The organism is Kitasatospora viridis (assembly GCF_007829815.1).
Classification (GTDB): domain Bacteria; phylum Actinomycetota; class Actinomycetes; order Streptomycetales; family Streptomycetaceae; genus Kitasatospora; species Kitasatospora viridis.
On the sequence record NZ_VIWT01000003.1, the window covers coordinates 467893 to 489656 of the forward strand.

The 21764-nt window shown below is 73.0% G+C and carries 20 protein-coding genes; 7 read left to right on the top strand and 13 right to left on the bottom strand.

All coding sequences use genetic code 11. From position 1 onward, the window contains the following. Nucleotides 1-226: 226 nt before the first annotated feature. Nucleotides 227-556 (top strand): hypothetical protein, encoded by a 330-nt coding sequence (locus FHX73_RS32660; protein WP_145909557.1) that lies wholly within the window; start codon nt 227-229, stop codon nt 554-556. A gap of 62 nt (nt 557-618) precedes the next feature. On the opposite strand, the gene FHX73_RS32665 is transcribed toward FHX73_RS32660, so the two are convergent. From FHX73_RS32665 to FHX73_RS32695, 7 genes are all read right to left on the bottom strand, one after another. Further along, nucleotides 619-3423: a DUF5682 family protein gene (locus FHX73_RS32665; RefSeq protein WP_145909558.1), complete on the bottom strand. Its 2805-nt coding sequence runs from the start codon at nt 3421-3423 to the stop codon at nt 619-621. Nucleotides 3424-3458: 35 nt separating this feature from the next. Then, entirely contained in the window at nt 3459-4580 is a 1122-nt protein-coding gene (locus FHX73_RS32670; protein ID WP_145909559.1) for an ATP-binding protein, read from the bottom strand. Nucleotides 4581-4635: 55 nt separating this feature from the next. Beyond that, a complete protein-coding gene (locus FHX73_RS32675) occupies nt 4636-6063 on the bottom strand; it encodes a vWA domain-containing protein (protein ID WP_145909560.1) in 1428 nt (475 codons plus the stop codon). A 68-nt stretch (nt 6064-6131) separates the two neighbouring features. Beyond that, nucleotides 6132-7508, bottom strand: a complete 1377-nt coding sequence (locus FHX73_RS32680) for a hypothetical protein (RefSeq protein WP_145909561.1) — start codon at nt 7506-7508, stop codon at nt 6132-6134. Nucleotides 7509-7551: 43 nt separating this feature from the next. Beyond that, a complete protein-coding gene (locus FHX73_RS32685; RefSeq protein WP_145909808.1) occupies nt 7552-8058 on the bottom strand; it encodes a hypothetical protein in 507 nt (168 codons plus the stop codon). A gap of 211 nt (nt 8059-8269) precedes the next feature. After that, nucleotides 8270-8644: a hypothetical protein gene (locus FHX73_RS32690; RefSeq protein WP_145909562.1), complete on the bottom strand. Its 375-nt coding sequence runs from the start codon at nt 8642-8644 to the stop codon at nt 8270-8272. A gap of 193 nt (nt 8645-8837) precedes the next feature. Beyond that, on the bottom strand, nt 8838-9725 hold the full coding sequence (locus FHX73_RS32695) for a LysR family transcriptional regulator (protein WP_145909563.1): 888 nt from the start codon (nt 9723-9725) through the stop codon (nt 8838-8840). A 135-nt stretch (nt 9726-9860) separates the two neighbouring features. Here FHX73_RS32695 and FHX73_RS32700 point away from each other — a divergent pair, with 135 nt between their 5' ends. Beyond that, on the top strand, nt 9861-11252 hold the full coding sequence (locus tag FHX73_RS32700; RefSeq protein ID WP_145909564.1) for an MFS transporter: 1392 nt from the start codon (nt 9861-9863) through the stop codon (nt 11250-11252). On the opposite strand, the gene FHX73_RS32705 is transcribed toward FHX73_RS32700, so the two are convergent. Both FHX73_RS32705 and FHX73_RS32710 read right to left on the bottom strand, forming a co-directional pair. After that, nucleotides 11240-13288 (bottom strand): HelD family protein, encoded by a 2049-nt coding sequence (locus FHX73_RS32705; protein WP_145909809.1) that lies wholly within the window; start codon nt 13286-13288, stop codon nt 11240-11242. The genes FHX73_RS32700 and FHX73_RS32705 overlap by 13 nt on opposite strands. 116 nt (nt 13289-13404) lie before the next feature. Then, nucleotides 13405-13803, bottom strand: coding sequence for a hypothetical protein (locus FHX73_RS32710; protein WP_145909565.1), 399 nt, complete (start codon nt 13801-13803; stop codon nt 13405-13407). A gap of 156 nt (nt 13804-13959) precedes the next feature. Here FHX73_RS32710 and FHX73_RS32715 point away from each other — a divergent pair, with 156 nt between their 5' ends. Beyond that, nucleotides 13960-14883 (top strand): NAD-dependent epimerase/dehydratase family protein, encoded by a 924-nt coding sequence (locus tag FHX73_RS32715; RefSeq protein ID WP_145909566.1) that lies wholly within the window; start codon nt 13960-13962, stop codon nt 14881-14883. Nucleotides 14884-14889: 6 nt separating this feature from the next. Next, the gene (locus FHX73_RS32720; RefSeq protein WP_145909567.1) at nt 14890-15768 is read left to right on the top strand and encodes an RNA polymerase sigma-70 factor; all 879 of its coding nucleotides are present in this window, start codon (nt 14890-14892) and stop codon (nt 15766-15768) included. Nucleotides 15769-15802: 34 nt separating this feature from the next. Here the strand turns inward: FHX73_RS32720 and FHX73_RS32725 are convergent, their stop codons facing one another. Beyond that, nucleotides 15803-16297 (bottom strand): hypothetical protein, encoded by a 495-nt coding sequence (locus FHX73_RS32725; RefSeq protein ID WP_145909568.1) that lies wholly within the window; start codon nt 16295-16297, stop codon nt 15803-15805. A gap of 192 nt (nt 16298-16489) precedes the next feature. On the opposite strand from FHX73_RS32725, the gene FHX73_RS32730 reads away from it, so the two are divergent. Next, complete coding sequence (locus FHX73_RS32730) at nt 16490-17041, top strand: HAD domain-containing protein (protein WP_145909569.1); 552 nt, start codon at nt 16490-16492, stop codon at nt 17039-17041. A 7-nt stretch (nt 17042-17048) separates the two neighbouring features. Beyond that, the gene (locus FHX73_RS32735) at nt 17049-17780 is read left to right on the top strand and encodes an HAD family hydrolase (RefSeq protein WP_145909570.1); all 732 of its coding nucleotides are present in this window, start codon (nt 17049-17051) and stop codon (nt 17778-17780) included. Here the strand turns inward: FHX73_RS32735 and FHX73_RS32740 are convergent. Further along, nucleotides 17752-18741 (bottom strand): glycoside hydrolase family 113 protein, encoded by a 990-nt coding sequence (locus FHX73_RS32740; RefSeq protein WP_145909571.1) that lies wholly within the window; start codon nt 18739-18741, stop codon nt 17752-17754. The two genes, FHX73_RS32735 and FHX73_RS32740, sit on opposite strands and share 29 nt — an antisense overlap. A 1-nt stretch (nt 18742) precedes the next feature. Further along, nucleotides 18743-19357 carry a TetR family transcriptional regulator gene (locus FHX73_RS32745; protein WP_145909572.1) on the bottom strand — a complete coding sequence of 205 codons (615 nt, stop codon included), beginning with the start codon at nt 19355-19357 and terminating at the stop codon, nt 18743-18745. A gap of 218 nt (nt 19358-19575) precedes the next feature. Between FHX73_RS32745 and FHX73_RS32750 the strand changes: the two genes are divergently transcribed. Then, nucleotides 19576-21000 carry a glycoside hydrolase family 5 protein gene (locus tag FHX73_RS32750; RefSeq protein WP_145909573.1) on the top strand — a complete coding sequence of 475 codons (1425 nt, stop codon included), beginning with the start codon at nt 19576-19578 and terminating at the stop codon, nt 20998-21000. A 24-nt stretch (nt 21001-21024) separates the two neighbouring features. On the opposite strand, the gene FHX73_RS32755 is transcribed toward FHX73_RS32750, so the two are convergent. Next, the gene (locus FHX73_RS32755) at nt 21025-21720 is read right to left on the bottom strand and encodes a phosphotransferase (RefSeq protein WP_246214023.1); all 696 of its coding nucleotides are present in this window, start codon (nt 21718-21720) and stop codon (nt 21025-21027) included. Between the last annotated feature and the right edge of the window lie 44 nt (nt 21721-21764).

The window sequence follows — 21764 nt, forward strand, 5'->3', positions numbered from 1 at the left end:
TCATGAACGGCCAGCCATTAATCGGCCCGCCAACCTCGCCAACCCCGCCGACCTGGTGCAGCGTCAATCCGCGCACGAGCAGGGAGAAGAACGAGCAGAAACGGAATGCGACCCTTGTCCGCACGTCGCCGTCACGACCAGAATCCAATTCACACCGAGGCTCCACAGATCCTCGACGTCGACGCTCCTCGGGACGAGGAGCTGCCATCCCCAGAAGGGCCTCACTATGACCGTGCTCAAGCGCGTACTCGGAACCACCATTGCCGCCGGTGCGCTCCTGCTGACCGTCGGCGCCCTGCCGGCCAGCGCCCAGACCGTCGCCCCCGCCCAGGCTGCCGCCGCGCGGCCCGCCGTGACCGGGCAGGCCGTCTTCACCGGCATCTCCTTCAGCTCCAACCCCGTCGTCGCCAACATCGGCGCCTACAACAGCGCCTTCGTCCGGGGCGAGGCCGCGGGCTACACCGCGGCCCAGTGCAAGCTGACCCGGGTTCCGATCGCCTTCCGGATCAACCTGAGCCTCTACGAGTCCACCGCGCAGGTCACCTGCAACGCCTGACGCTTCGACGAAGGGGTGGCCGCGATCCGGCCACCCCTTCGTCGCGCTCACCCGCCCCGCCCTCAGCTCAGCAGCCCCGCCAGCGCCCGCGCCGTCTCCGGGTGCCGCGCCAGCAGCGCCACTCCGCCCGGCGCCACCCCACCCGGCACCGCGGCGCCCGGTTGCCGCCACTCCCCCTGGTACCCGAGGAGCGCCGCCAACGCATCGGTGGTGGCCGGGTGGGCCGCCAGCAAGGGCAGGCCACCGGCGGCCGACTGCTGCCCGGCGGCCGAGCCGGCGAACGGAGTCACCGGCTGCTGCTGCCACGGCGGGACCCAGCTGTCCAGGGCGGGCAGCCGGCCGGGGAAGATCCGGCCTGCCTCGCGGATCAGCAGCGGCGCGAGCTCGGCGCCGCCCGAGCGCAGGGTGCTGATCAGGGTGGGCAGCCAGGGCAGCAGCACCGGGTCGGGCAGCCGGCCGAAGGCGTTGGAGACCGCCTCCACCACGAAGTCGGTGAGCGCAGGCACCGGCTCCAGGGCGTGCAGCAGACCGCTGAGGTAGCGCGGGTAGGCGGGCAGCGCCAGCGGGTTGGCCAGCAGCGCGTCGCAGCGCTCCCGCAGCTCGGCCCGGCTCATCGTGCCGAGCTGCACCCGGGCCGCCCAGTGCAGGGCGGTCTTCGCCGGGTCCTGCGGGTGCGACTGGGCGACGGCCAGCTCCAGTTGCGTGCGGTCGCTGCCGAGGGAGAGCGCCAGGTTCTCCATCGAGAAGAGGAAGCCCAGGGTCGCGCCGACCTGACGGACCGTCGCCTCCTCGTCGGCGAAGGCGGTCGGCAGCAGGGTGCAGTAGTGCGCGTAGCCGGTCTTGGCGAAGGCCTCGATCCAGGCCGGCAGCACCGGCTCGCTGGTGCGGTAGTGCGCGAGCAGTCGGCGCACCCGGCGCAGCACCTCGGGCGCGCCGTCCACGCTGCGCTCGCCGGCGAGCAACTCCAGGGCGCGCGCGCCCAGTTCCTCGGCAAGGCGGCGGCTGCGCAGGAAGCGGTGGGCGTCCTCGACCGCGGCCAGCGCCTGGGCGGTGGTGGCCTGCGGCGCGTACGCCGTCCGGCGCAGCCGCTGCTCCATCACCTGCTCGATGCTGACGCCCTCGTAGCCGAGCTCGATCAGCGCCCGCTGGTGGGTGCCGATCGCCAGGTCCCAGGACTCCTGCAGGGAGGTCTCGCCGAGGGTGCGCTCGCCCATGATCGGGCGGGCGGCGCCGTCCGGCAGGAGCTGGCGCAGCATCCACAACACGTCGGAGCAGCGCTGGAGTTCGGGTTGGCCGACGATGTCCAGCAGGGCGCGTTTGACGCCGCGCTGGTCGAGCTTGAGCCCGAGCGGGGCGAGCCGGTCGTGCACGTCGCGGGCCAGCGGCGGCAGCGCGTCGTAGCCGACCTGCCCGGTCCGGTCCCCGCCCATCATGGTCTCGACCAGCCGGCGCACGTCCCGCCGCCCCGGCACGCGGTCCTTCTCGATGCAGGTGACGGCCGCGTCCTGGAAGTCGTACGGGGTGGGCTTGGCCCGGTCGCGCATCCCGGCGAGCAGGATCGAGGTCTCGAAGACGGCGATCGCGTCGGCGGTGGAGGCCAGGTAGCCGTTGCGACGGGCGGCGCGCACGATGTCGACCGACCAGCCGAGCAGTTCGGCCTCGTCCAGCCGGTCGATCGCCGGCGGCCGCTGCAGGAAGCCGGAGAGCTTGTCCGCCGGAGCCGTCGCGGCCGGCGCCGCGGAGGCGGTCGCCTTGGCCTTACGTCCCCCCTTCCTCCCGCTCCCCCCGGTCTGCCCGGCCAGCTGGTACGGCTCCACCCTGGTGCGCTTCAGGTTCTTCGCCCACTGGGCGCCCGCGATCGACACCGACCCGGCCGCCAGGCCGAACTGCGCCTCCACCGCGGCGTGGCTGGACGGGATCAGGCCGTACTGCCAGGCCGTCCCGGTGCGCGGGGAGATTCGGTAGTCCGCCGTCCCGTCGACCCCGAACTCCGCGACCCGGCTGGCGGCGTGGAAGGCGCCGCAGACGTAGAGGCAGTCGGCCGGGTCGGCGCCGGTGGCGGCCAGGTGCTCGCGCATCCTGGTCCACATGTACCGCTCGCGCTCCTCGTCCACCCGCACCCGGCCCGGGTCACCCGGGGCCAGTCGGCGGAACAGGCTGCCGATCAGCAGCATCACCTGCCGGTAGGTGTCGTGGTCGCTGTCGCCGAGCGGCAGTTCGACGTACTGGTGCCACCACTCGGACCAGTGCCGCACCTTGCCGTGCCGCAGCAGGTGTTCCTCCAACTCGGCGAAGCGCGGGCGCAGGTCGCCGATCTCCACGCCGACCGCGTCACCGTGCAGCGCGGCCTCCTCCTCGCCGTCCGCAGCTCGGGGTGACGGGCCGTCAGTTCGCGGCTCCCACTGGAAGACATGGTCGGCCGAGCGGTCCACCAGGACGAGTTCGACGCCCGGGGTGTCCAACGCGTAGGCGATCGCCTGGTACTCGGCGGAGGCCTCGGTGATCGGCGCGACCACCGACAGCGGCGCCCATTCGGCGGGGAACCCGTCGGTCTCCCCCGCGAACGCCTGAACCGCCACCGGGAGTCGGCAGTTGCGCAGTTCGGTGAGGAGCGGGGCGAGGTCCTCGCAGAGCTCCAGGTAGACCACCTTGGGCTGCTTCTCGCGCAGCCGGCGGGCCATCGCGACGGCGGAGGCGGGCGAGTGGTGGCAGACCGGGAAGATCTCCAACGGCTCGCGCACCGCCCGGTCCACGTCGTCCACCAGGCCGAGCAGGATGGACTGCAGGGCGTCCGGCCCGTCGGCGAACGCGGCTGCCGCCTCCTGGAGTTGGGCGCGCAGCGGGTCGAAGGTCGGCTCGGTGCTCATGGGTGGGGCCTCCTCGGGCGCGGGGCTGCGGCTGCTCAGGACAGGGTGGCGATCGCGTCCCGACCGCCCTCCAGGAACTCCGGCCAGGCGCCGCCCTCCTCCTTGCCGCGCGGCTCGACCACGCCGTGCAGGTACTTGTTGAGGATCGCCAGGTCCTCCGGCTCGCGCCGGGCCAGCGAGCCGACCAGCGAGGAGGCCAGGGTGCGCGCGGTGAGCGCCTTCTCGCCGAAGAACTCGCTGTGCAGGATGGCGTCCTCCAGCACGCCGATCTGCTCGGCGGTGGAGAGCGCCGACTCCAGCTTCTCGTCCTCGCTGCCGGCCGCCGCGGCGGAGGCGCGCAGGTCGGCGAAGCTCTGCAGCAGGACGTCGAGCAGGGTGGGCGGCACGTCCAGGTCGATCTGGTGGCGGCGCAGCAGCTCCTCGGTGCGGAACCGGACGATCTCGGCCTCGCTGCGCTTGTTGGTCACCACCGGGATCCGGACGAAGTTGAACCGCCGCTTGAGCGCGGAGGAGAGGTCGTTGACGCCGCGGTCGCGGCTGTTCGCGGTGGCGATGATGGAGAAGCCGGGCTTGGCGAAGACGATGTTCTCGCCGCCGTCGCTGTCCAACTCCGGTACGGAGATGTACTTCTCGGAGAGGATCGAGATCAGCGCGTCCTGCACGTCGCTGGTGGAGCGGGTCAGCTCCTCGAAGCGGCCGATCGCGCCGGCCTCCATCGCGGTCATGATCGGCGAGGGGATCATCGACTCCCGCGACTGGCCCTTGGCGATCACCATCGACACGTTCCAGGAGTACTTGATGTGGTCCTCGGTGGTGCCGGCCGTGCCCTGCACCACCAGGGTGGAGTTGCGGGAGATCGCGGCGGAGAGCAGCTCGGCCAGCCAGCTCTTGCCGGTGCCTGGGTCGCCGATCAGCAGCAGGCCGCGGTCCGAGGCGAGCGTGACGATCGCCCGCTCGACGAAGCTGCGGTCGCCGAACCACTTCTGCGCGATCTGGCGGTCCAGGCCGTCGGCGCGCTCGGAGCCGAGGATGAAGAGCCGGACCATCTTCGGCGAGAGCCGCCAGGCGAACGGCTTGGGGCCGTCGTCGACCGACTCCAGCCAGTCCAGCTCCTCGGCATACTTGATCTCGGCGGGGGCGCGCAGCAAGTCGGACATCGGAGTGCCTTTCATGTCGTCAAATCAATTCGATGGAACGGTGGCTGACTGACCGTCAGACCAGGAAGTTCTTGAGCTCGTGCACCAGCTTGCGGATGTGACCGGAGATCACCGGGGTGCCGAGGTCCTTGAAGCGCTCGCGGAACCAGGGGTTCACCACGCCGCGGCCGGAACTGGTCACCGAGCCGACGGGGATGAACTTGGCGCCGGAGCGGTGGACGGCGGCCATCTGCTCGAAGAGCTGCTCGCCGCGCCACTCGTAGAAGTCGGAGATCCAGACCACCACGGTGTTGCGCGGCTCGGCGACCTTCGGCGCCGCCAGCGCCATCGCCACCGTGCCGTCGGTGCCGCCGCCCAGGTTGGTGCGCAGCAGCGTCTCGAACGGGTCGTGCACCCAGGGGGTGAGGTCGATCGCCTGGGTGTCGTAGGCGATCAGGTGGACGTCCACCTTGGGCAGGCCGGCGAAGATCGAGGCCAGGATGGTGCAGTTGACCATCGAGTCGACCATCGAGCCGGACTGGTCCACCACCACGATCAGCCGGGCCGGCGTGGTGCGGCGCGCGGTGTGCCGGTAGTAGAGGCGGTCGACGTACAACCGCTCCTCCTCCGGGCTCCAGTTGGTGAGGTTCTTCCAGACCGTCCGGTCGAGGTCCAGGTTGCGGAAGACGCGCTTGGGCGGCACCGAGCGGTCCAGCGTGCCGGCGGTGGCCTTGGCGACCTGGGTGCGCAGCACCTCGGCGACCTCGTCCACGAAGCGGCGGATCAGCGCCTTGGCGTTGGCCAGCGCGATGCCGGACAGGTTGTCCTTGTCGCGCAGCAGTTGCTCGATCAGCGACATGCTCGGGGTGAGTCCGGCGGCCAGCTTGGGGTCGGCCAGCACCTCGCGCAGCCGCATCCGGCTGACCAGCTCGGCCTCGATGGCGGCCAGGTCCGGCCCGATCTGCGGGATCAGGGTGGACAGGTCGGGGGTGGGGCGCGGCCCGCCCGTCCCGGTGCCGGCGCTGGGCGGCGAGCCGGGTGTGCGGCCCGCCCGCACCTCGCCGGGCCGACAGCCGAGGGCGCGCTCCAGCCAGCCCGCGTCGGACTGCCAGCGGGAGAGCTGCCCGGCGCTGACCGCTCCGCTGCCGGTGGCGAAGACGTTGAGCAGCACCTTCGAGACCAGTGCGGCCCGGCGGACCTCGGCGGCGCGGTCCCGCTCGTCGTCCGGCGACTCCTCGGCCTGCTGAGGGACCATCAGATCCTGGAACTCGTCGGCCAGTTCCGGGTGGCGCTGGACGACGGAGTCGACCGAGGCGCCGGGGTCGAGGAGCGCGGCCGGCAGGCCGACGTCCTCCAGCACGGCCAGGCTCGCGGTCTCCAGCGCGGGCTGCTCCTCGGGGTCGAAGAGGCGGGCGAGCAGGCGCCAGTAGAGCACCTGACGGCGGCTCTCCTCAGCGCTCTGCGGGGTCGGAGCGGCCACCGGCGGGGTCGTCGGCGAAGTCACCGGCGAGGCGGTGGGCAAAGTCACCGGCGGGGCAGTCGGCGAAGTCACCGGCGGGGTCGTCGAATCGGTCACTTCCGCAGCAGCCTTCCCGCTCGCTCGCGCAGCACCGCGACCGCCTCGGTGGCCGCCTTCTCCGCCCTGGCGCCCGCCTTGTCGGTGGTGCCGCCCGCCCAGGCGCCCGCGTGCAGCGCGACCGGCTTGCGCCGCACCAGCGCCTCGACCGCGAGCGGCTGCACGCCGAACTCCTCGGCGTCCCACCGCAGCAGGGCGATGCAGGCGGCGGAGCCGGCCACCGCCTCGGGCGTGACCGGGCCGGCGGTCGGCAGTCGGTCGGCGAGCAGCCTCAACTGGCCACCAGCGGTCGTGAGTTCGCCGTCCTTGACCGCGTAGTCCGCGAGCAGCACCGGCACCGCGATCCGGGCCGGGTGGCGGTCGAGCGGCGCGACGGCCGGCGCGGTGGCGGCGGCCAGCGCGACCCGGGCGGTGGCGAGGGCGTCGGCGGGCTCGCCGGGGCGGGCCAGCGCGTCGTCCCAGAGCAGGTCGCCCTCGGCGGTGATCGGCATGCCGGTCAGCTCCATCGCCCGCCCCTCGCCGACGGCGGCGAGCAGCCCGAAGCCGGGGCGGAGCAGCTGCCAGACGCCCGCGCCGACCACGGTGTCCGGCTTGGGCGCGGCGGCGCTCGCCCGGACCAGCCGGGGCGCCGAGCCGTCGGACGGCTCGAAGACGGCGTGCACCTGGGCCTGGGCGGCGGTCGCGTGCTCGTGCAGGTCCACGCCGAGCGGGAGCAGGCGGCCGGTCGCGGTGCCGGTGGGCACGGCGGTGTCGGCGCCGGGCACGGTCAGCAGCAGCGCCCTGGACCACAGGTCGGCCCAGCGGCGCAGCGGTATCCGCTCCAGGGTGGCGCCGGGGCAGCTGGCGGCCAGCTCGGCGGCGAAGCCGTCCAGCAGCAGTGCCAGGCGGCGCAGCGCCGGATCGGGCAGCATCGCGGAGACCACCGGGCCGGCACCGGCGACCAGTTCGTGGTCCAGGCCCTGCCAGCCGGCCCGGGCCAGGTCGCAGAGCCAGGAGCGGGCGGCGCTCAGCAGGTTGGCCGGGCGCGGCGCGCCGGGCACCGACTCCGGCGCGGGCTCGCGGGTGCGGCCGGTGGCCTCGTCCACCCGGGCCAGCACCGCGTCGTGCACGGCGCCGAGCAGCGCGGTGCGGGCGGCGGCCAGCGCGGTGAACTCGTCGTCCGCCGCGGTGCCGGCGGCGGCCTTCTCGGCAGCCGCGGCCACCGCCTCGGCCAGCGGCGATCCCCCTACTGCGGTGGTGAGTTCGGCGAGCCCGGCCGCCTGGGCGGGCCCGGGGCGCACCAGTCCGGCGGCCAGCACCCGGTCGAAGGCCGTGACGGCGGCGAGCGCCTCGGCCACGCCGTCGATCGGCTCGGTCAGCAGGTCGGTGCGCATCACGCCATCCCGTCGTTCGGCTCGGTCAACAGGTCGGTGCGCATCACGCCACCGCCCGGGTCGGCGGGAACCAGTGCAGCTCGGGCAGCGGAGCGTTGCTCGGGGCCAGCTCCAGGTAGGCCAGGTGGCGCAGGAAGCGGCTGAACACCTGCGGCCGCACCGCCTTGCCGTCCGCCGCCGGCGGGCGGGCGGCGCGCATCGCGGCGCCCAACTGCTGGGCAGTCGGCTCCTGTTCCCCGGTGTCCACGCGCAGGTAGCGGGCCACCCGCTCGCCGCCGTACTGCAGCACCGCCTCGCCCAGCAGGGCGAGGATGTGGTTGCAGAACGAGCCGCGGGCGCCGCCGCACGGACGGTTGTTGTTGGTGCCGCAGGCGAACGCGTAGTCGCCGGCGGCGATCGCGGAGACGTACACGCGCTCCACGTCCGAGCCGCTCGACACGACGCCCTGCAGTCGCCCGTCCGCCAACTCGACGAACGGCACCTTGGCGAGCTTCCGGGGCCGGGCCGGCGGCAACACCCGCGCCGTGCTCGACTCCTCCCACTGCGTCAACACACCATCTCCTCCACGCCAGGGCCCTGATCCGGTGAACCAGCGACGCCACGAAGAACCGGCGGACCGGGGCCACCCCGGGCCCGCCGCACCCCGCCTGAACGGCGGCTACGTGGAAGAAGGTAGGGGCCGGCACTGACAGCGCGAGGCCGGACGGCGGCGGTTGAGGGAGCGTCACGAGGCATGGAACTGCCGAGCCCCGACCGTCGTCCTACAGCGGGGTGAGGACGTCCTCGTGCGCCGCGTCGAGCACGAAGCCGTTGTCCCACCGCACCCGGACGGTCACCCGGCCGCCCCGCTCGTGGTGCGCGGCCCACTCCGGCTCCAGCTCGGCGAGCTCCGCCTCCAGCCGCTCCCGGCTCGCCGCCGGCATGGTGTGCCCGTAGTCCTCGTGCAGCGCCTTGAGCCGCCGGTACTCGCGGACCTCCTGGCTCTCCGGGAGCTCCCCGTCCACCCGCTCGACGGTGCCCTCGATGCCGGCCCCCAGCGCGAGGAGCCCGACGACGGCCCCGGGCTCCCCGGTGACCGCCTCGCCGATCACCAGGTCCTGCGCCAACCGGACGCGCCGGCCTTCCTCCAGGGTCATCCGTCCGCTACCTTTCGTCGACGGGTGCCCGCAGACCCGGGCTGGCCTGCGGCAACGCCCATTATCGACCAAGCCCGCAGGGCCCTGGGGACGTGCGCGGCTGCGCAGCGGTGGCGCCCGCCCCGGCGACGGCGCGAACCGGTCGCGAGGATCCCGGCCAGCAGCACCGCCACCAACCCAGCCCGACGTACCGTCAGGCCGCCGCCGCGTACAGCACGTCGCGCAGCCCCGGCACCGACTCGCGGTCCGGGCGCCAGACCAGCCGCAGCCGGAGTACCGGTGGTGCGGCGACCGCGAGCGGCAACCGGACCAGCGTTCCGGCGGCCAGCTCGTCGCGCACGGCGAACTCCGGGAGCAGCGCCAGCCCCAGGCCTTGGGCGGCGCAGGCGCGGGTGACGGCGATCCCGCCGGTGCGGACCCGCCGCACGCTGTCCCCGAGCAGCCGCTGTCCGGCCAGGTGGAAGGAGCACGCGGGCGTGTTCACCAGGAGCCGTTCCCCGTGGAGAAGTTCGGGCGGCACGGAGTCGAGCGCGGCGAGCGAGTGCCCGGGCGCGGCGACCAGTGCGAGCGGTACGTCCTCCAGGTCCAGGTGCTCCAGTCGCGCGGGCGGCAGGGCGAACCCCAGCTCACCGAGCGGCCCTTCGGTGTCCAGCACCATCGCCGCCTCCAACTCCCCTGCCGCGACGGCGCCCAGCAGCACGTCGCGGGCGCCCTCGGTGTGCAGTGAGACGCCCAGTTCGGGCCGCCGCTCGGCGAGCCGGGCGAGGATGGCCGGCGCGTGGCTGGCGGCGATCGTCTCCAGCGCGCCGAGCCGCAGTTCGGGGTGGGCCTCGCGGACCTCGCGCCGCGCCTGCTCGGCCTGGTCGAGCAGGCGCCGGGCCCAGGGCAGCAGCCGCTGACCGGCCGGGGTGAGGGTCATGCCGCGCGGGGCCCGGTCGAAGAGCGTGACGTCGAGGTCGCGTTCCAGGGCGCGGACCTGCTCGGAGACCGAGGAGGGCGCGAGTCCGAGGGCGACGGCCGCGTCGGTCACCGTACGGTGGGTCACCACCGCCTCGAAGGTGCGCAGCTGACGCAGTTCCATCGGCCATCCCCCAGAGCGTTCGGTTTTTCCGAATGCTACCTCCGGCGCAGGCGGTGGAGACGCGGCGGCGGTCCGGCGAAGGTGAGGGAGTCACTTCGAAACCTCGAAATCCCGCTCCCCGTAGGAGTTGCCCCGATGTCCACCGCCGTACGCCCCGACCCCTCCCCCGCCACCGCCCGCCCCGCGCCCCCACCACCCGCCGGCCGAACCCGCGCGCTCATCGGCATCGCGCTCGGCTACTTCATGGTGCTGCTCGACACCACCGTGCTCGCCGTCGCCGAACCCGACCTGGCCCGCTCGCTCGGCGCCTCCACCGCCGGCCTCCAGTGGGCCGTCACCGGCTACAGCGTGGCCTTCGGCGCGCTGCTGCTCTCCGCCGGCGCGGTCGCCGACCGGTACGGCGCGCACCGCTCCTTCCGTTACGGGGTCGCGCTGTTCGGCCTCGGCTCGGCGCTCAGCGCGCTGGCCCCGGACCTGACCGTCCTGGTGGTGCTGCGCGCGCTGCTCGGGGTGGCCGCCGCGGCCTGCGTGCCGGCCAGCATGGCGCTGATCAGCCACCTCTACCCGGTGCCGGCCGAGCGGGCCCGGGCGATCGCGGTCTGGGCCGCCGTCAGCGGCTGCGCGATGGCGTTCGGGCCGGCGGTGGGCGGCGTGCTGGTCGGGCTGGCCGGCTGGCGCTCGGTGTTCTGGGTGAACGTGCCGCTGGCCGTGCTGGTGCTGGCCCTGGTGGCCGGTCCGGCGGTGCGGGTGCCCGCCGGCCGGCGGCGGATCGACTGGTGGGGCCAGCTGGCCGCCTGCGCGGTGCTGGCCCTGGTGACCGACGTGCTGATCGCACTCGGCTCGGGCGACTGGACGCACGCGGGGTACTCGGCCGCCGCCGCGGCCGTGGTCGCCCTGCTCTTCGCCGCCCGCGAACGCCGCAGCCCCGCACCGGTGTTGGCCGGCCCGGTGCTGCGCGCGCCGGGGATGCGGCCGGTGCTGCTGGCCGGTGCTGCGGTCAACTTCACCATGCTGGGCGTGCTCTTCGTGCTGCCGCTGCTGCTGCAGCGCACCCTGCACCTGTCCCCCGCGCTGGCCGGCGCCGCCTTCCTCCCGATGACCCTGCCACCCGGCTTCAACCCGCTGCTGACGGGCCGTCTGGTGGCCAAGGTGGGCCCCTGGCGCCCGGCCCTCGCCGGGCTCGCCCTGCTCACCCTGGGCTGCCTGGTCTTCGCCCTGGCCGTGCTGGTCGGCACCCCCTATCCGCTGCTGGCCGTGGGCCTGCTGGCCGCCGGCTTCGGGGTCTCGTTCGCCCTGCCCGCGCTGATCACCGCCGTGATGAGCACGGCCCCCACCGGCACGGCCGGCGCGGCGGGCGGCCTGCTGAACGCCGCCCGCCAGGTCGGCGCGACACTCGGCGTCGCGGTGATGGGCGCCTTCGCGGGCAGCACGGGCGGCACGGCCGTCGCGCTCCTGCTCCCGGCGCTCGCCTGCGCGGCGGCGGGAGCGGTACTGCTGCCGCGCCTGACGCTCCGTCAGGACGGCTGAGGCGAAGGGATGCCAGGCTGGACGGTGATCGTGCAGAGCCGCTTGGTGGCCCGGGTCAGGGCCACGTACAAGTCCCTCTCCCCACCGGGGCGGGCTGCAATGATCCCCTCCGGGTCCAGTACGAGGACCCCGTCGAACTCCAGGCCGCGCGCTTCGGACGCCGGCACGATGCGTGCGTGGTCGGCGACGCCCTGGGCCGTCAGCTCGCTCACCCGGCTGTCCGCGCAGACCACGCCCAGCAACTCGCCCGGGTGCGCGGTGGTCTGGGCGCGCAGCTCCTGGAGGACGGCGGCGACCAAGTCGTCCGCGGCCGTGCTCAGGGTGCGCGGGCTCTCACCGCTGCGCAGTGACCGGGTGGGCTGCTGGTCCGGGGCGATCCGCGCGAGCAGGTCCCGGACACTCTCCAGGATCTCCTGCGTGGTGCGGTAACTGACGGTCAGCTCGTGCAGTTTGAACCGGGGTCCGACGTGGGGGCTCAGCGCCTCCTTCCAGTCGCGTGCCGTCGCGACCGGGCCGGCCTGGGCGAAGTCGCCCACCAGCGTCATCGCCCGTCCCGGGCAGCGGCGGACGATCATCCGCCACTGCATGGCCGTCAGTTCCTGCGCCTCGTCGACGACGACGTGCCCGTACGTCCGCTCGGGAGGCCCGTCGACCAGGCTCGCCGCCTCGTCCAGCAACGGCACGTCGGCACCGGTCCACGGGTCGCCCGGGCCGCGCAGCAGGAGGGCCCGCTCCTGCGCGGTCAGGCCGGGCAGGTGCTCGGCGAGCGCGTCGGCGTCCGTCAGCAGCGCCGTCACGAGGTCACCGGGCACCAGCCGCGGCCACAACACCTCGACCGCCCGGTCGAAGCCGGCGTCTTCGAGGAGGTCGGCCCGGATGGCGTCCAGATCCAACTCGTGGACCGCACCCGGGTCGGCCGCACCCTCGGTACGGCGGTGGGCGGCTCCCGTGAACCGGTCGAGGTCCAGGCCCGTCATCCTGACGGTATCGGCGTCGATCTGCTCCAGGACGTCGCCCATGTCCCGTTGCATCGCATCGGTGACGGCGTCGACCAGGAGCTCCCTGAACACCTGGCGCGCGGGGTTGTGCCCCGGAGCGGCTGCCACGGCGGCGTCGCGTGCCGCGGCGACCTCCTCGCCGGGCAGGTGGACCAGTTCCTGGCCGACCCGCACGGTGAAGTCACCGGCGGGGGCTTGGTGGACGCGCAGCAGACCGGCCAGCGCGTCGGCGAGGTCCGAACCGCCCTTGAGGCGCGCCGTGTCGAACGGGTCCATCGCGTCCGTGGACACGCCGGCCAGTTCCGGGCAGGTCGCCAGCACGACGTCGTTCTCGCCGAGCGAGGGCAGGACCTGGGAGATGTAGTCGAGGAACCGGGCGTTCGGACCCACCACCAGGACCCCCTCCTCAGCGGCGCGCGGGAACGCGTACAGCACGTACGCCGCCCGGTGCAGGGCCACCACCGTCTTCCCGGTGCCGGGCCCGCCCTGAACCACCGTCACCCCGCGGTGCGCGGAGCGGACGACCGCGTCCTGCTCCGCCTGCAGCGTCGCGACGGCCGCGTGCATCCTGCCCGTACGCCGTGCCGACAGCGCCTCCGTCAACGGGCCGTCGCCCACGACGTCCTCGTCGGTCGGGGCCGTCCCGTCCAACAGCTCGTCGCTCACCGAAACGACCGTGCGCTCCTCCAGCCCCAGGTGCCGGCGCCGCCGCAGACCCATCGGGTGCACCGGAGTCGCCTCGTAGAACGGCCGCGCCGCGTTCGCCCGCCAGTCCACCAGCAGCGGCAGCTCGTCCTCCTCCCGGTGCAGCCCGATCCGTCCGATCCGCAGGGCCATGCCGTCCGCCCAGTCGATCCGCCCGAAGACCAGCCCCTTCTCGGCCCCCTCCAGCCGCCCGATCTCCCTGGCCAGCCGCTCGACGGCGATTTCCCTCTCGTGCGCCTCACCGGCACTTCCCGCCGGGGCCTTCAGCACACTCGCCCGATTCACTCGCGCCTCGGAAAGGCGCTCGGCGAGCAACTCGTACAAGGAGGACACATAATCCCGCTCGGAGTCAACCTGACGCACGGCGGGGTCATTCAGCTTCGACAAGAGCGCTCCTTCGATTCGATCCACACCATACGGTCGGAGTTCCCCGAAAGGTAAGTCTTGACTTACTTGATGAAATGCGGCCTCGTGTCGGGCTCCTGACGATGCGCCTGGCAGGAGCGCGGCAGCGGCAAGGCCGCGGGCGGGGTGACGGCCCCACGGCCCTGCGACTGAATTCCGCGACGGCGGACTTCACGACGCCTCAGGAATTCCGCCTTCCGCAAATCGCCGGGGAACGAATAGCGATACTCCGCAGCGGCTCGTTTTCCGTCGTGCCAATGAACTTGAATGGGTGATGTCGGGGTCGCGGCCTGGAGACCCATCGCGAACTGCCACGCCCCGCCGACCTCACCAAACAGGTCGCTGGTGAAGCCTGCGTCCTGCAGTGGCGCGCCCTCGAACCTCCACAGCGACACGGTGACGATCGCGAGCGCCCTGTCGATGGAGCAGTCGCTCGGGATCACCAGCAGATCGTCGAAGCGAACCTCCCTTCGCGTCGCCTCGACCGATCACAGTGATCCAGATCACTCGTTCCGTTGTCACGTTCGCTGCCGCTCGCCTGTCCCATGAGCGACTCCGAAACACGGAGCCGAACACGACTACGGGGAAGCGAGAGTGTCATGAAGGTTCTGCTGGCGGGGGCGAGCGGTCTGCTGGGTCAGAAGATCACCCGGGAGCTGCGTGCGGAGGGGCACGAGGTCGCCGGGCTCGGCCGCGGGGCGGGCAACGCCGTCCGGGCGGACCTGCTGGACCGTCAGGCCGTGCTGCGTGCGGTGGACGGGCTCGGCTTCGACGTGGTCGTGCACGCGGCGACCGCCCTGCAGGGCAAGTCGATGATGCGTCACCAGGACATGGCCGCCACCAACCTGCTGCGCACCGACGGGACCGCGAACCTGATCGCCGCCGCCCGGGAGACCGGGGCCCGCCGCATCGTCGTGGAGTCGATGATGTTCGGGTACGGCTACGGCGACCACGGCACCCGCCCGCTCACCGAGGACCGGGACGCCTTCGGCCCCGCCCAGCTGAACCCGTGGCTGGAGCGGCACGTCGGTGCGATGAGCGCCAAGGAGGAGCTGGCGTTCACCGCCGACGGCCTGGAGGCGGTCAGCCTGCGCTTCGGCCTGTTCTACGGCGCGGGCGTCACCGAGACCACGGTGCTGCCGATGCTGCGCAAGCGGGCCCTGCCCGTCGTCGCGGACCAGGGCCGCGCCCTGTCCTGGGTGGACGCGGACGATGCCGCCCGCGCCGTGGCCGCCGCGGTCGGGGCCGGCCGGGCCGGCCAGGCGTACAACATCGCCGACGACACCCCGCTCGGCTTCGGCGCCCACGTGCGCGCGGTCGCTGACGCCTTCGGCGCCCCCGCCCCGATGACCATCCCGCTGTGGCTGCTGCGCCCGGCGCCGCTGGCACACACCATCATGTCGACCCACCTGCGGCTGGCCAACGCCAAGGCCAGGGCCGAGCTCGGCTGGGCGCCGACCCACCCGAGCAGCGTGGACGGGCTCAAGGCTCTTGCCGCGACCGGCCAGGAGGTGGCAGCCTGACCCTCCATGATCAACACGCCCGCGCCCGTCGAGCTCCTGGACGACTTCACCGAGCACCGCCGGCTCCTGTTCGCCACCGCCTACCGGCTGCTCGGCAGCGTCGCCGACGCCGAGGACGTCCTGCAGGACGCCTGGCTCAAGTGGTCCCAGACCGAGCGGGAGAGCGTGGCCAACCCCCGCGCCTACCTGGTGCGCACGGTCTCCAACCTCTCGCTCAACCGCCTCACCTCGGCCCGGGCCACCCGCGAGTCCTACGTCGGGCCGTGGCTGCCCGAGCCCCTGATCACCAGCCCCGACGTCGCCGAGGAGGCGGAGTTGGCCGACACCGTCTCCACCGCGATGCTCGTCGTGCTGGAGAGCCTCAGCCCCGTCGAGCGGGCCGTCTTCGTCCTGCGCGAGGCCTTCGGGTACTCGTACGCCGAGATCGCCACGATCCTCGACCGCACCGAGACGACGGTCCGTCAGACCGCGCACCGCGCCCGCGGGCACGTCCAGGCCCGGCGCCCGCGCTTCGACGCCGACCCGGTGCAGCGCCGCGACATCACCGACCGGTTCCTCGCCGCCTGCACCGGCGGCGACCTGAACTCGATGATGGAACTGCTCGCCCCGGACGTGACCGCCTGGTCCGACGGCGGCGGCAAGGTCACCGCGGCCCGCCGCCCCCTGCACGGCACCGACCCCGTCGCCCGCTGGATGCTCGGCGTCCTCGCCAAGCCCGAACTTCAGGGCATGGCATGGCAACCGGCCACCATCAACGGCGAGCAGGGCGTGCTGTTCACCATGGGCGGCCACCCGGTCGGCGCGCTCACCTACGACATCGCCGACGGCCGCATCCAGAACCTGCGTTTCCAGGTCAACCCGGACAAGCTCCGCGGCCTGGCCTGACCGGCAGCCCGGGAGCGGTCCGCGGGCGGGGCCGTCAGCTCTGCCCGGGAGCAGCCTTGTCCGGGCAGTCCGCCTCCACCCACACGGCCGTCAGGTCGCGGCAGGTCACGGTGAGCGTGCCCGGGCGGAAGGCGATCTCGTGGGTGCAGCCGTGGGCGTGGGGCAGGAGTTCGTCGAGGATCACGGTGTCGAGGTGGGTCCAGTCCGGGCCGGCCGGGGTGTCCACGTCGAAGGCGGAGACGCCCAGGTAGTGGATGACCAGGTCCTCCTCGTGCTTCCAGCAGTTGTGCCGGAACCGGGCCACGATCTCGTCGCCGTCGCCGTCCGGCTCGGTGAACTGGACGAGTTCGAGGGTCAGGTCCTTGACGCACCGGCCACTGTAGAAGTCGTAGTGGGCCTTGTCGGTCGCGAACGAGCGGGCGCCGGGCGGGAGGGCGTCGGCGAAGGAGGGGAGCTGGTGCAGGTAGTCGGTCGGGCTGATGATTCCGGTCAGCGCGCCTGACGTCGCGTTGAGGTTGACGTAGCGCATCTCTCGTTCCTTCTCGGTGGACGGAGCCGGCCGGGGCGACGGTTCCCCCGGCTGCCGGACCGTCAGGCAGCAGCCCCGCTCGTGGCACCTCACCGTAGCGTTCGACGAGAAGGGCCAGGCCGACCGGGGCCTCGGCGCCTACTGGGACGAGGCCGCGAAGCTCTTGCCCGGGCCCGTCGCTATCGTGCTGCGGTGACCGGCTCCGCGCAGTGCCCGCTGCTCTTCCTCGATGTCGACGGACCACTCATCCCGTTCGGCGCGCCGCCGGACCAGTACCCGACCCACCCGGTGGCTCCCGAACTGGCCGGTGCCGATGCCAACCCGCTGCTGGCCAGGGTCGATCCCGCGCACGGGGCCCGGCTGGCCGCGCTGCGTTGCGAGCTGGTCTGGGCCACCACGTGGATGGCCGAGGCGAACGAGTGCATCGCTCCGCTGATCGGCCTGCCGCAACTGGCCGTGGTGGACTGGCCGGAGCCGTCCGATGACAACCAAGCCCAGGACGAACGCGACGGACTGCACTGGAAGACCCGCGCACTCGTCGCGCGGGCCGCCGGGCGCCCGTTCGCCTGGGTCGACGACGAGATCAGCGAGGCCGACCGGGCCTGGGTCGCCACCCACCACCGGGGGCGGGCGCTGCTCCACCGGGTCGACCCGCGTGTCGGGCTGACCGACGGCGACTACGCGGTCCTCGACTCGTGGCTGCGGCAGGCGGGTTCTGGTGCCGGGGGCGACGCCACGGGATGATCACCGCATGGTGGATGTGATCTTCTTCGATCTGGACGGCACCCTGGTCGATCACCGCGGCGCGGTCTTCGAGGCGATCGACCGGATCGTCCGGGCCGCGCCGAACGCGACGGCGCCGCCCGAGGAGTTGGCCGAGTCGTGGTGGAGCCTGGAGGCGCGCCACATGCGGGAGTACCTGGCGGGCCGGTGCGACTTCGCCGAGCACCACCGGCGCAGGGTGCGCGGCTTCCTGCCGCTGCTCGGCGAGCCGGTCCCGGCCGACTCCGGCGTGCTGGACGCCTGGATCGACGAGCGCTACCTCCCCGCGTTCGCGGACGCCTGGCGGTGCTACCCCGATGTCCGGCCGTGCCTGGAGGCGCTGAAGCGGCTTCCCCGCGCGCCCCGGCTGGCCGTCCTCACCAACGGCGATCCCGGGCAGCAGCGCGCCAAGCTCGCCCGCTTCGACCTCCCGGAGTACTTCGAGGCCGTCCTGACGCCGACCGAGCTCGGCGCGGCCAAGCCCGACGCCTACCCGGCCGCCTGCCGGTGGATGCGGACGGAACCGGCGCGGGCGGTGAACGTGGGCGACATGCTGGGCAGCGACGTCACCGCGGCCGCCGCGGCCGGGCTGACCGGCGTCTGGCTCGACCGCGGCGTCGACTTCGTCACCGGCGCACCCTCGCCGACGGTGGACGGGACGGCGGACGGAACGGTGCTGCGGATCGAGCGGCTCACCGACCCGTGGTTGCCCGCGCGGTGACTGACGGACCGCCACCGTCCGGACGACGTCGGTACCGGGCGCCCATCGCGTGGAAGACCGCCTTCGGCTCCCACCGCACCTCGTCGAGCAGGCGCACGACGCCGTAGGAGGCGATGTCGCGGTCGCGCGGCTTGTCGTAGTTGGCGAAGGAGAACCACAGCGCGGTGTCCACGCCTTCGTCCTCGAAGACGTCGAGCAGTTCTTCGAGGTAGCGCACCTGCTCCTGCTCGTCCGGGACTGCTCCCGGCGGCGGCTGCCAGGCCATGCCGCCCAGGTCGCCCGCGCCCCGGTAGGCGCACGTGCCGTACTCGGTGACGGCGACCGGCTTGCCGGTGGAACGGGCCTCGCGCAGCTGGGTGCGGAAGTCGTCGGCGTTCTGCGCGGACCGGTAGGCGTCGATGCCCACCAAGTCGAACGGCGCCCAGTCGACGGGCTCCCAGGGCCCGGAGGCGTAGGTGATCCGGCCGTCGAAGTGGGCGCGCACGGTCGTCGCGGCCTGGGCGAGGAAGGCGTTGAGGAGGTCGGGCACCGGCCCGAGCGAGGTCCACCAGCTCAGGTCTGCGGTGGCCATGGCGGTGAGGCGGTCGCGGTGGGTGTCGCCGGGCAGGAACCCGTGGGCGAAGGCGCTGAGTTCGCAGCCCGCGACGAACACCACCCGCGCGCCGCCCTCGTGCAGGGCCTGTGCGCGCTTCGCGCAGTCGGCGAAGAACGCCAGGATGTCGTCCGCCGGGAGGTCGACGGGGAACGGTGAGAACCACACTTCGAGGCCCGCCTCGGCCGCGAACCGGGCTGCGGTGCCGAGCCGTTCGGCGTCGCGGCCCGAGATGCGCACGGCGTCGCAGTGCAGCTCGCCGGCGATCACCGCCATCTCGCGGCGGACCTGCTCGGGGTCGAAGGCCTTGCGGGTGAACAGGTCACCGGGGAAGGTCCCGGTGTCGTAGGTGATGCCTCGTGCGCGCACGTCAGTGCCCCTCCGCATGCTTGAGCAGTCCGTGTTCCAGCAGGTCGAAGGCCAGCTCGACGTCCCGGGCCAGTTCCTGCCCGGCCTCCTCGGCGCCGGCGCCGCCCGACAGGCGCTGGAAGTACGCCTCCTGGAGCGTGAGCAACGACGCCGCGACCTGGGCCGCCATCAGCGCGGCCGCCGTGGGCCCGTACTGGTCGGCCAGCACCTGCGCCAACGCCTGGCGCTGCTGGTAGAGCAGCGCGTTCGCGGAGTCCCGCAGCGCGGGGCTGTCCTGGATCACCCGCACCCGGACGAGCACCGCGTCGAGGTCGGCCGCCGACAGCCGGCCGGCCGCGAAGGCGCGGAAGTGCGCGCGCAGGGCCGCCAGGAACGTCTGGCCGGCCGCCTGTCCCGTGACCACGACCCCGGCCAGGTCGTCGTCGCCCGCACCGTGCAGGACGAGCGATTCCTTGGTCGGGAAGTAGGCGAACAGCGTCGCCTTGGCCACCTCGGCCGCCTCGGCGATCTCGTTGACCGTCACCGCGTCGAACCCGCGCTCGGCGAACAGCCGCAACGCCACGGCGGCGATGCGCTGCCTGGTCTGTTCCTTCTTGCGCTGCCGAAGACCTGTCATACGAGCACGATAGCCGTACCGGGTTCAAAACTGAACCCAGTCTGGCTAGTGGCTCGACAGGTCGGGGCTGACGGCCGGTCAGGCTCGGGTTCCACGCGCGGGGTGTCGCGACCGGATCAGGCTGACGCTGGATTACATTTCCGCAGGAGTTCCGCGAGAGTTCCGCGAACGATCTTTCTGCGACGGCGCCTTGCCCGAGTCGGCGAAGGGTTTGTGTGATGACCATCATTTCATCGTCGGCACGCTGTCTCGGAGCAGCCGCACTGGCGCTGGGACTGACCACACCGGCCGCAGCAGCACCGCCCGCACCGCTCACACCGGAGCGAGCGAGCGAACTCGGCCACTCGGGCCGCTGGCTGACCGACGATCAGGGCCGGGTGGTCACGCTGCACGGCGTGAACCTGGTCTACAAGTACCCGCCGTTCTTCCCCGCGGCGGGCGGCTTCGGCGAGCAGGACGCGCAGTACCTGGCGGACCACGGCTTCAACGCGGTGCGGCTCGGCTTCGCCTGGAGCGCGGTCGAGCCGCAGCCCGGCGTGTACGACGACAGCTACGTCGAGCAGATCGCGCAGACCCAGCGGCTGCTCGCCAAGTACCACATCTACAGCCTCGTCGACTCCCACCAGGACGCGTTCAACGAGTCGGTGGGCGCGAGCTGGAACGCGTTCCCCGACTGGGCGACGTTCACCGACGGGTTCCCGCTGAAGCCGGACCCCGGATTTCCGCAGGTCTACTTCACCAGCCCCGCGCAGAACCAGACCTGGACCAATTTCTGGCACGACCACGCCGCCTCCGACGGCGTCGGGCTGCAGGAGCACTACGCGGCCATGTGGCAGCACGTCGCGCAGCACTTCGCGGGCCGGCCGTACGTGCTGGGCTACGACCTGATCAACGAGCCGTGGCCGGGCTGGGCGTACCCGAGCTGCCTCCCGAAGGGCTGCGAGCAGTTCGAGACCGGCGTGCTCGCCCCGTTCCAGGGGAAGCCGATGAAGGCCATCCGCCAGGTCGACCCGACGCACCTGCTGTTCTTCGAGCCGCCCATGCTCAACGACTTCGGCATCCCGAACTGGATGCCGAACCCGACCGGTGATCCCAACGCCGGGATGAGCTTCCACGACTACTGCTTCGGCAAGGTGGACACCTGCCTGAGCAACGGACTGGACCGCGCCACCGCCGACTCCGTCGCCGGGGTGGTCACGGAGTTCGGCGCGACCACGAACGCGACGAAGCTGACCACCCTCACCGACCGGTTCGACGCCGACATGGCCTCCTGGATGTTCTGGTCCCGACCGCAGGACCAGACGCCCAAGCACCCCCAGGAGCCGCCGACCGGCCCCAACCTGATGGACCCGGCGATCGTCCGGCCGTACCCGCGCGCGGTCGCGGGCACCCCGCAGCAGTGGGGCTTCGACGGCACGACCGGGACGTTCACCCTCCGCTACGGCACCGGCCGGATCGGCTCCGGCCAACCGTTCGCCGCCGGGGCCCGCACGGAGGTGGAGCTGCCGCCGAGCACCTACCCCAACGGCTACCGGGTCGTCAGCCAGGGCGCCACCGTCGTGTCGCCGCCCGGGGCCCGGGTGCTCCAACTCGTCGCCTGCCCCGGGCAGGACACCGTGCAGGTGACCGTGACGCCCGGCTGAGGCCCGGCTGAGGCCGGCACCTCGTCAGGGCGACGACAGTTCCGACAGCTCCGACAGCACCCAGTGGACGTCCGCCAGGTACTTCCGGTCGTCCCCGCGCGCCAGGTGCGCCGCGAAGGCGGGGTGCCCGGCGGCGGCCTGCTCGCGCATGAAGGCGACCAGGGCGTGCAGCCGCTCGGCCACCGCCTCCGGGAGCCGCGCCGCCTCCTGCTCCGACAGGCCGTACGCCTCGGCGAAGAGCGCGAGCCGGCGCCGGGCCTGCGCCACCGGTACTCCCCCGGACTCGTACAGCGGGACGAACCGGTAGGCGGTGTAGGCGGCGTCCCACAGGCGCGGGCCCGGGTGGGCCGTGTCGAAGTCGATGAACGCGACCGGGAGGCCGTCGCGGAACACGGTGTTGTAGGTGGCCGCGTCGCCGTGGCAGATCACCTCGGCGGGTTCGCGCGGCGGCAGCAGCCACACGTCCTGCTCACTGCGGACGAAGGAGGCGCCGGCGTCGTGCAGTCCGCGCAGCAGGCGGGCGGCGGCGACCAGCACCTCGTCCTCGTATAGCCACGGTGCGGCCAGGTCGGTGCCGGCCTCGCCGGGCAGGTACTCGACCAGCTCCTGATCGCCTGTCAGCCCGCGCGGCCCTGGTGCGCCGGTGAACCCCGCCTCGGCGAGGTGGCCGAGCAGCCGCTGCACGGTGGCGCTCCACGGGCCGGCCGGTCGGTGCACCACGTCGCCCCTGCGCACGACCTGGTTGACGCCGCCCTGGAACTCCT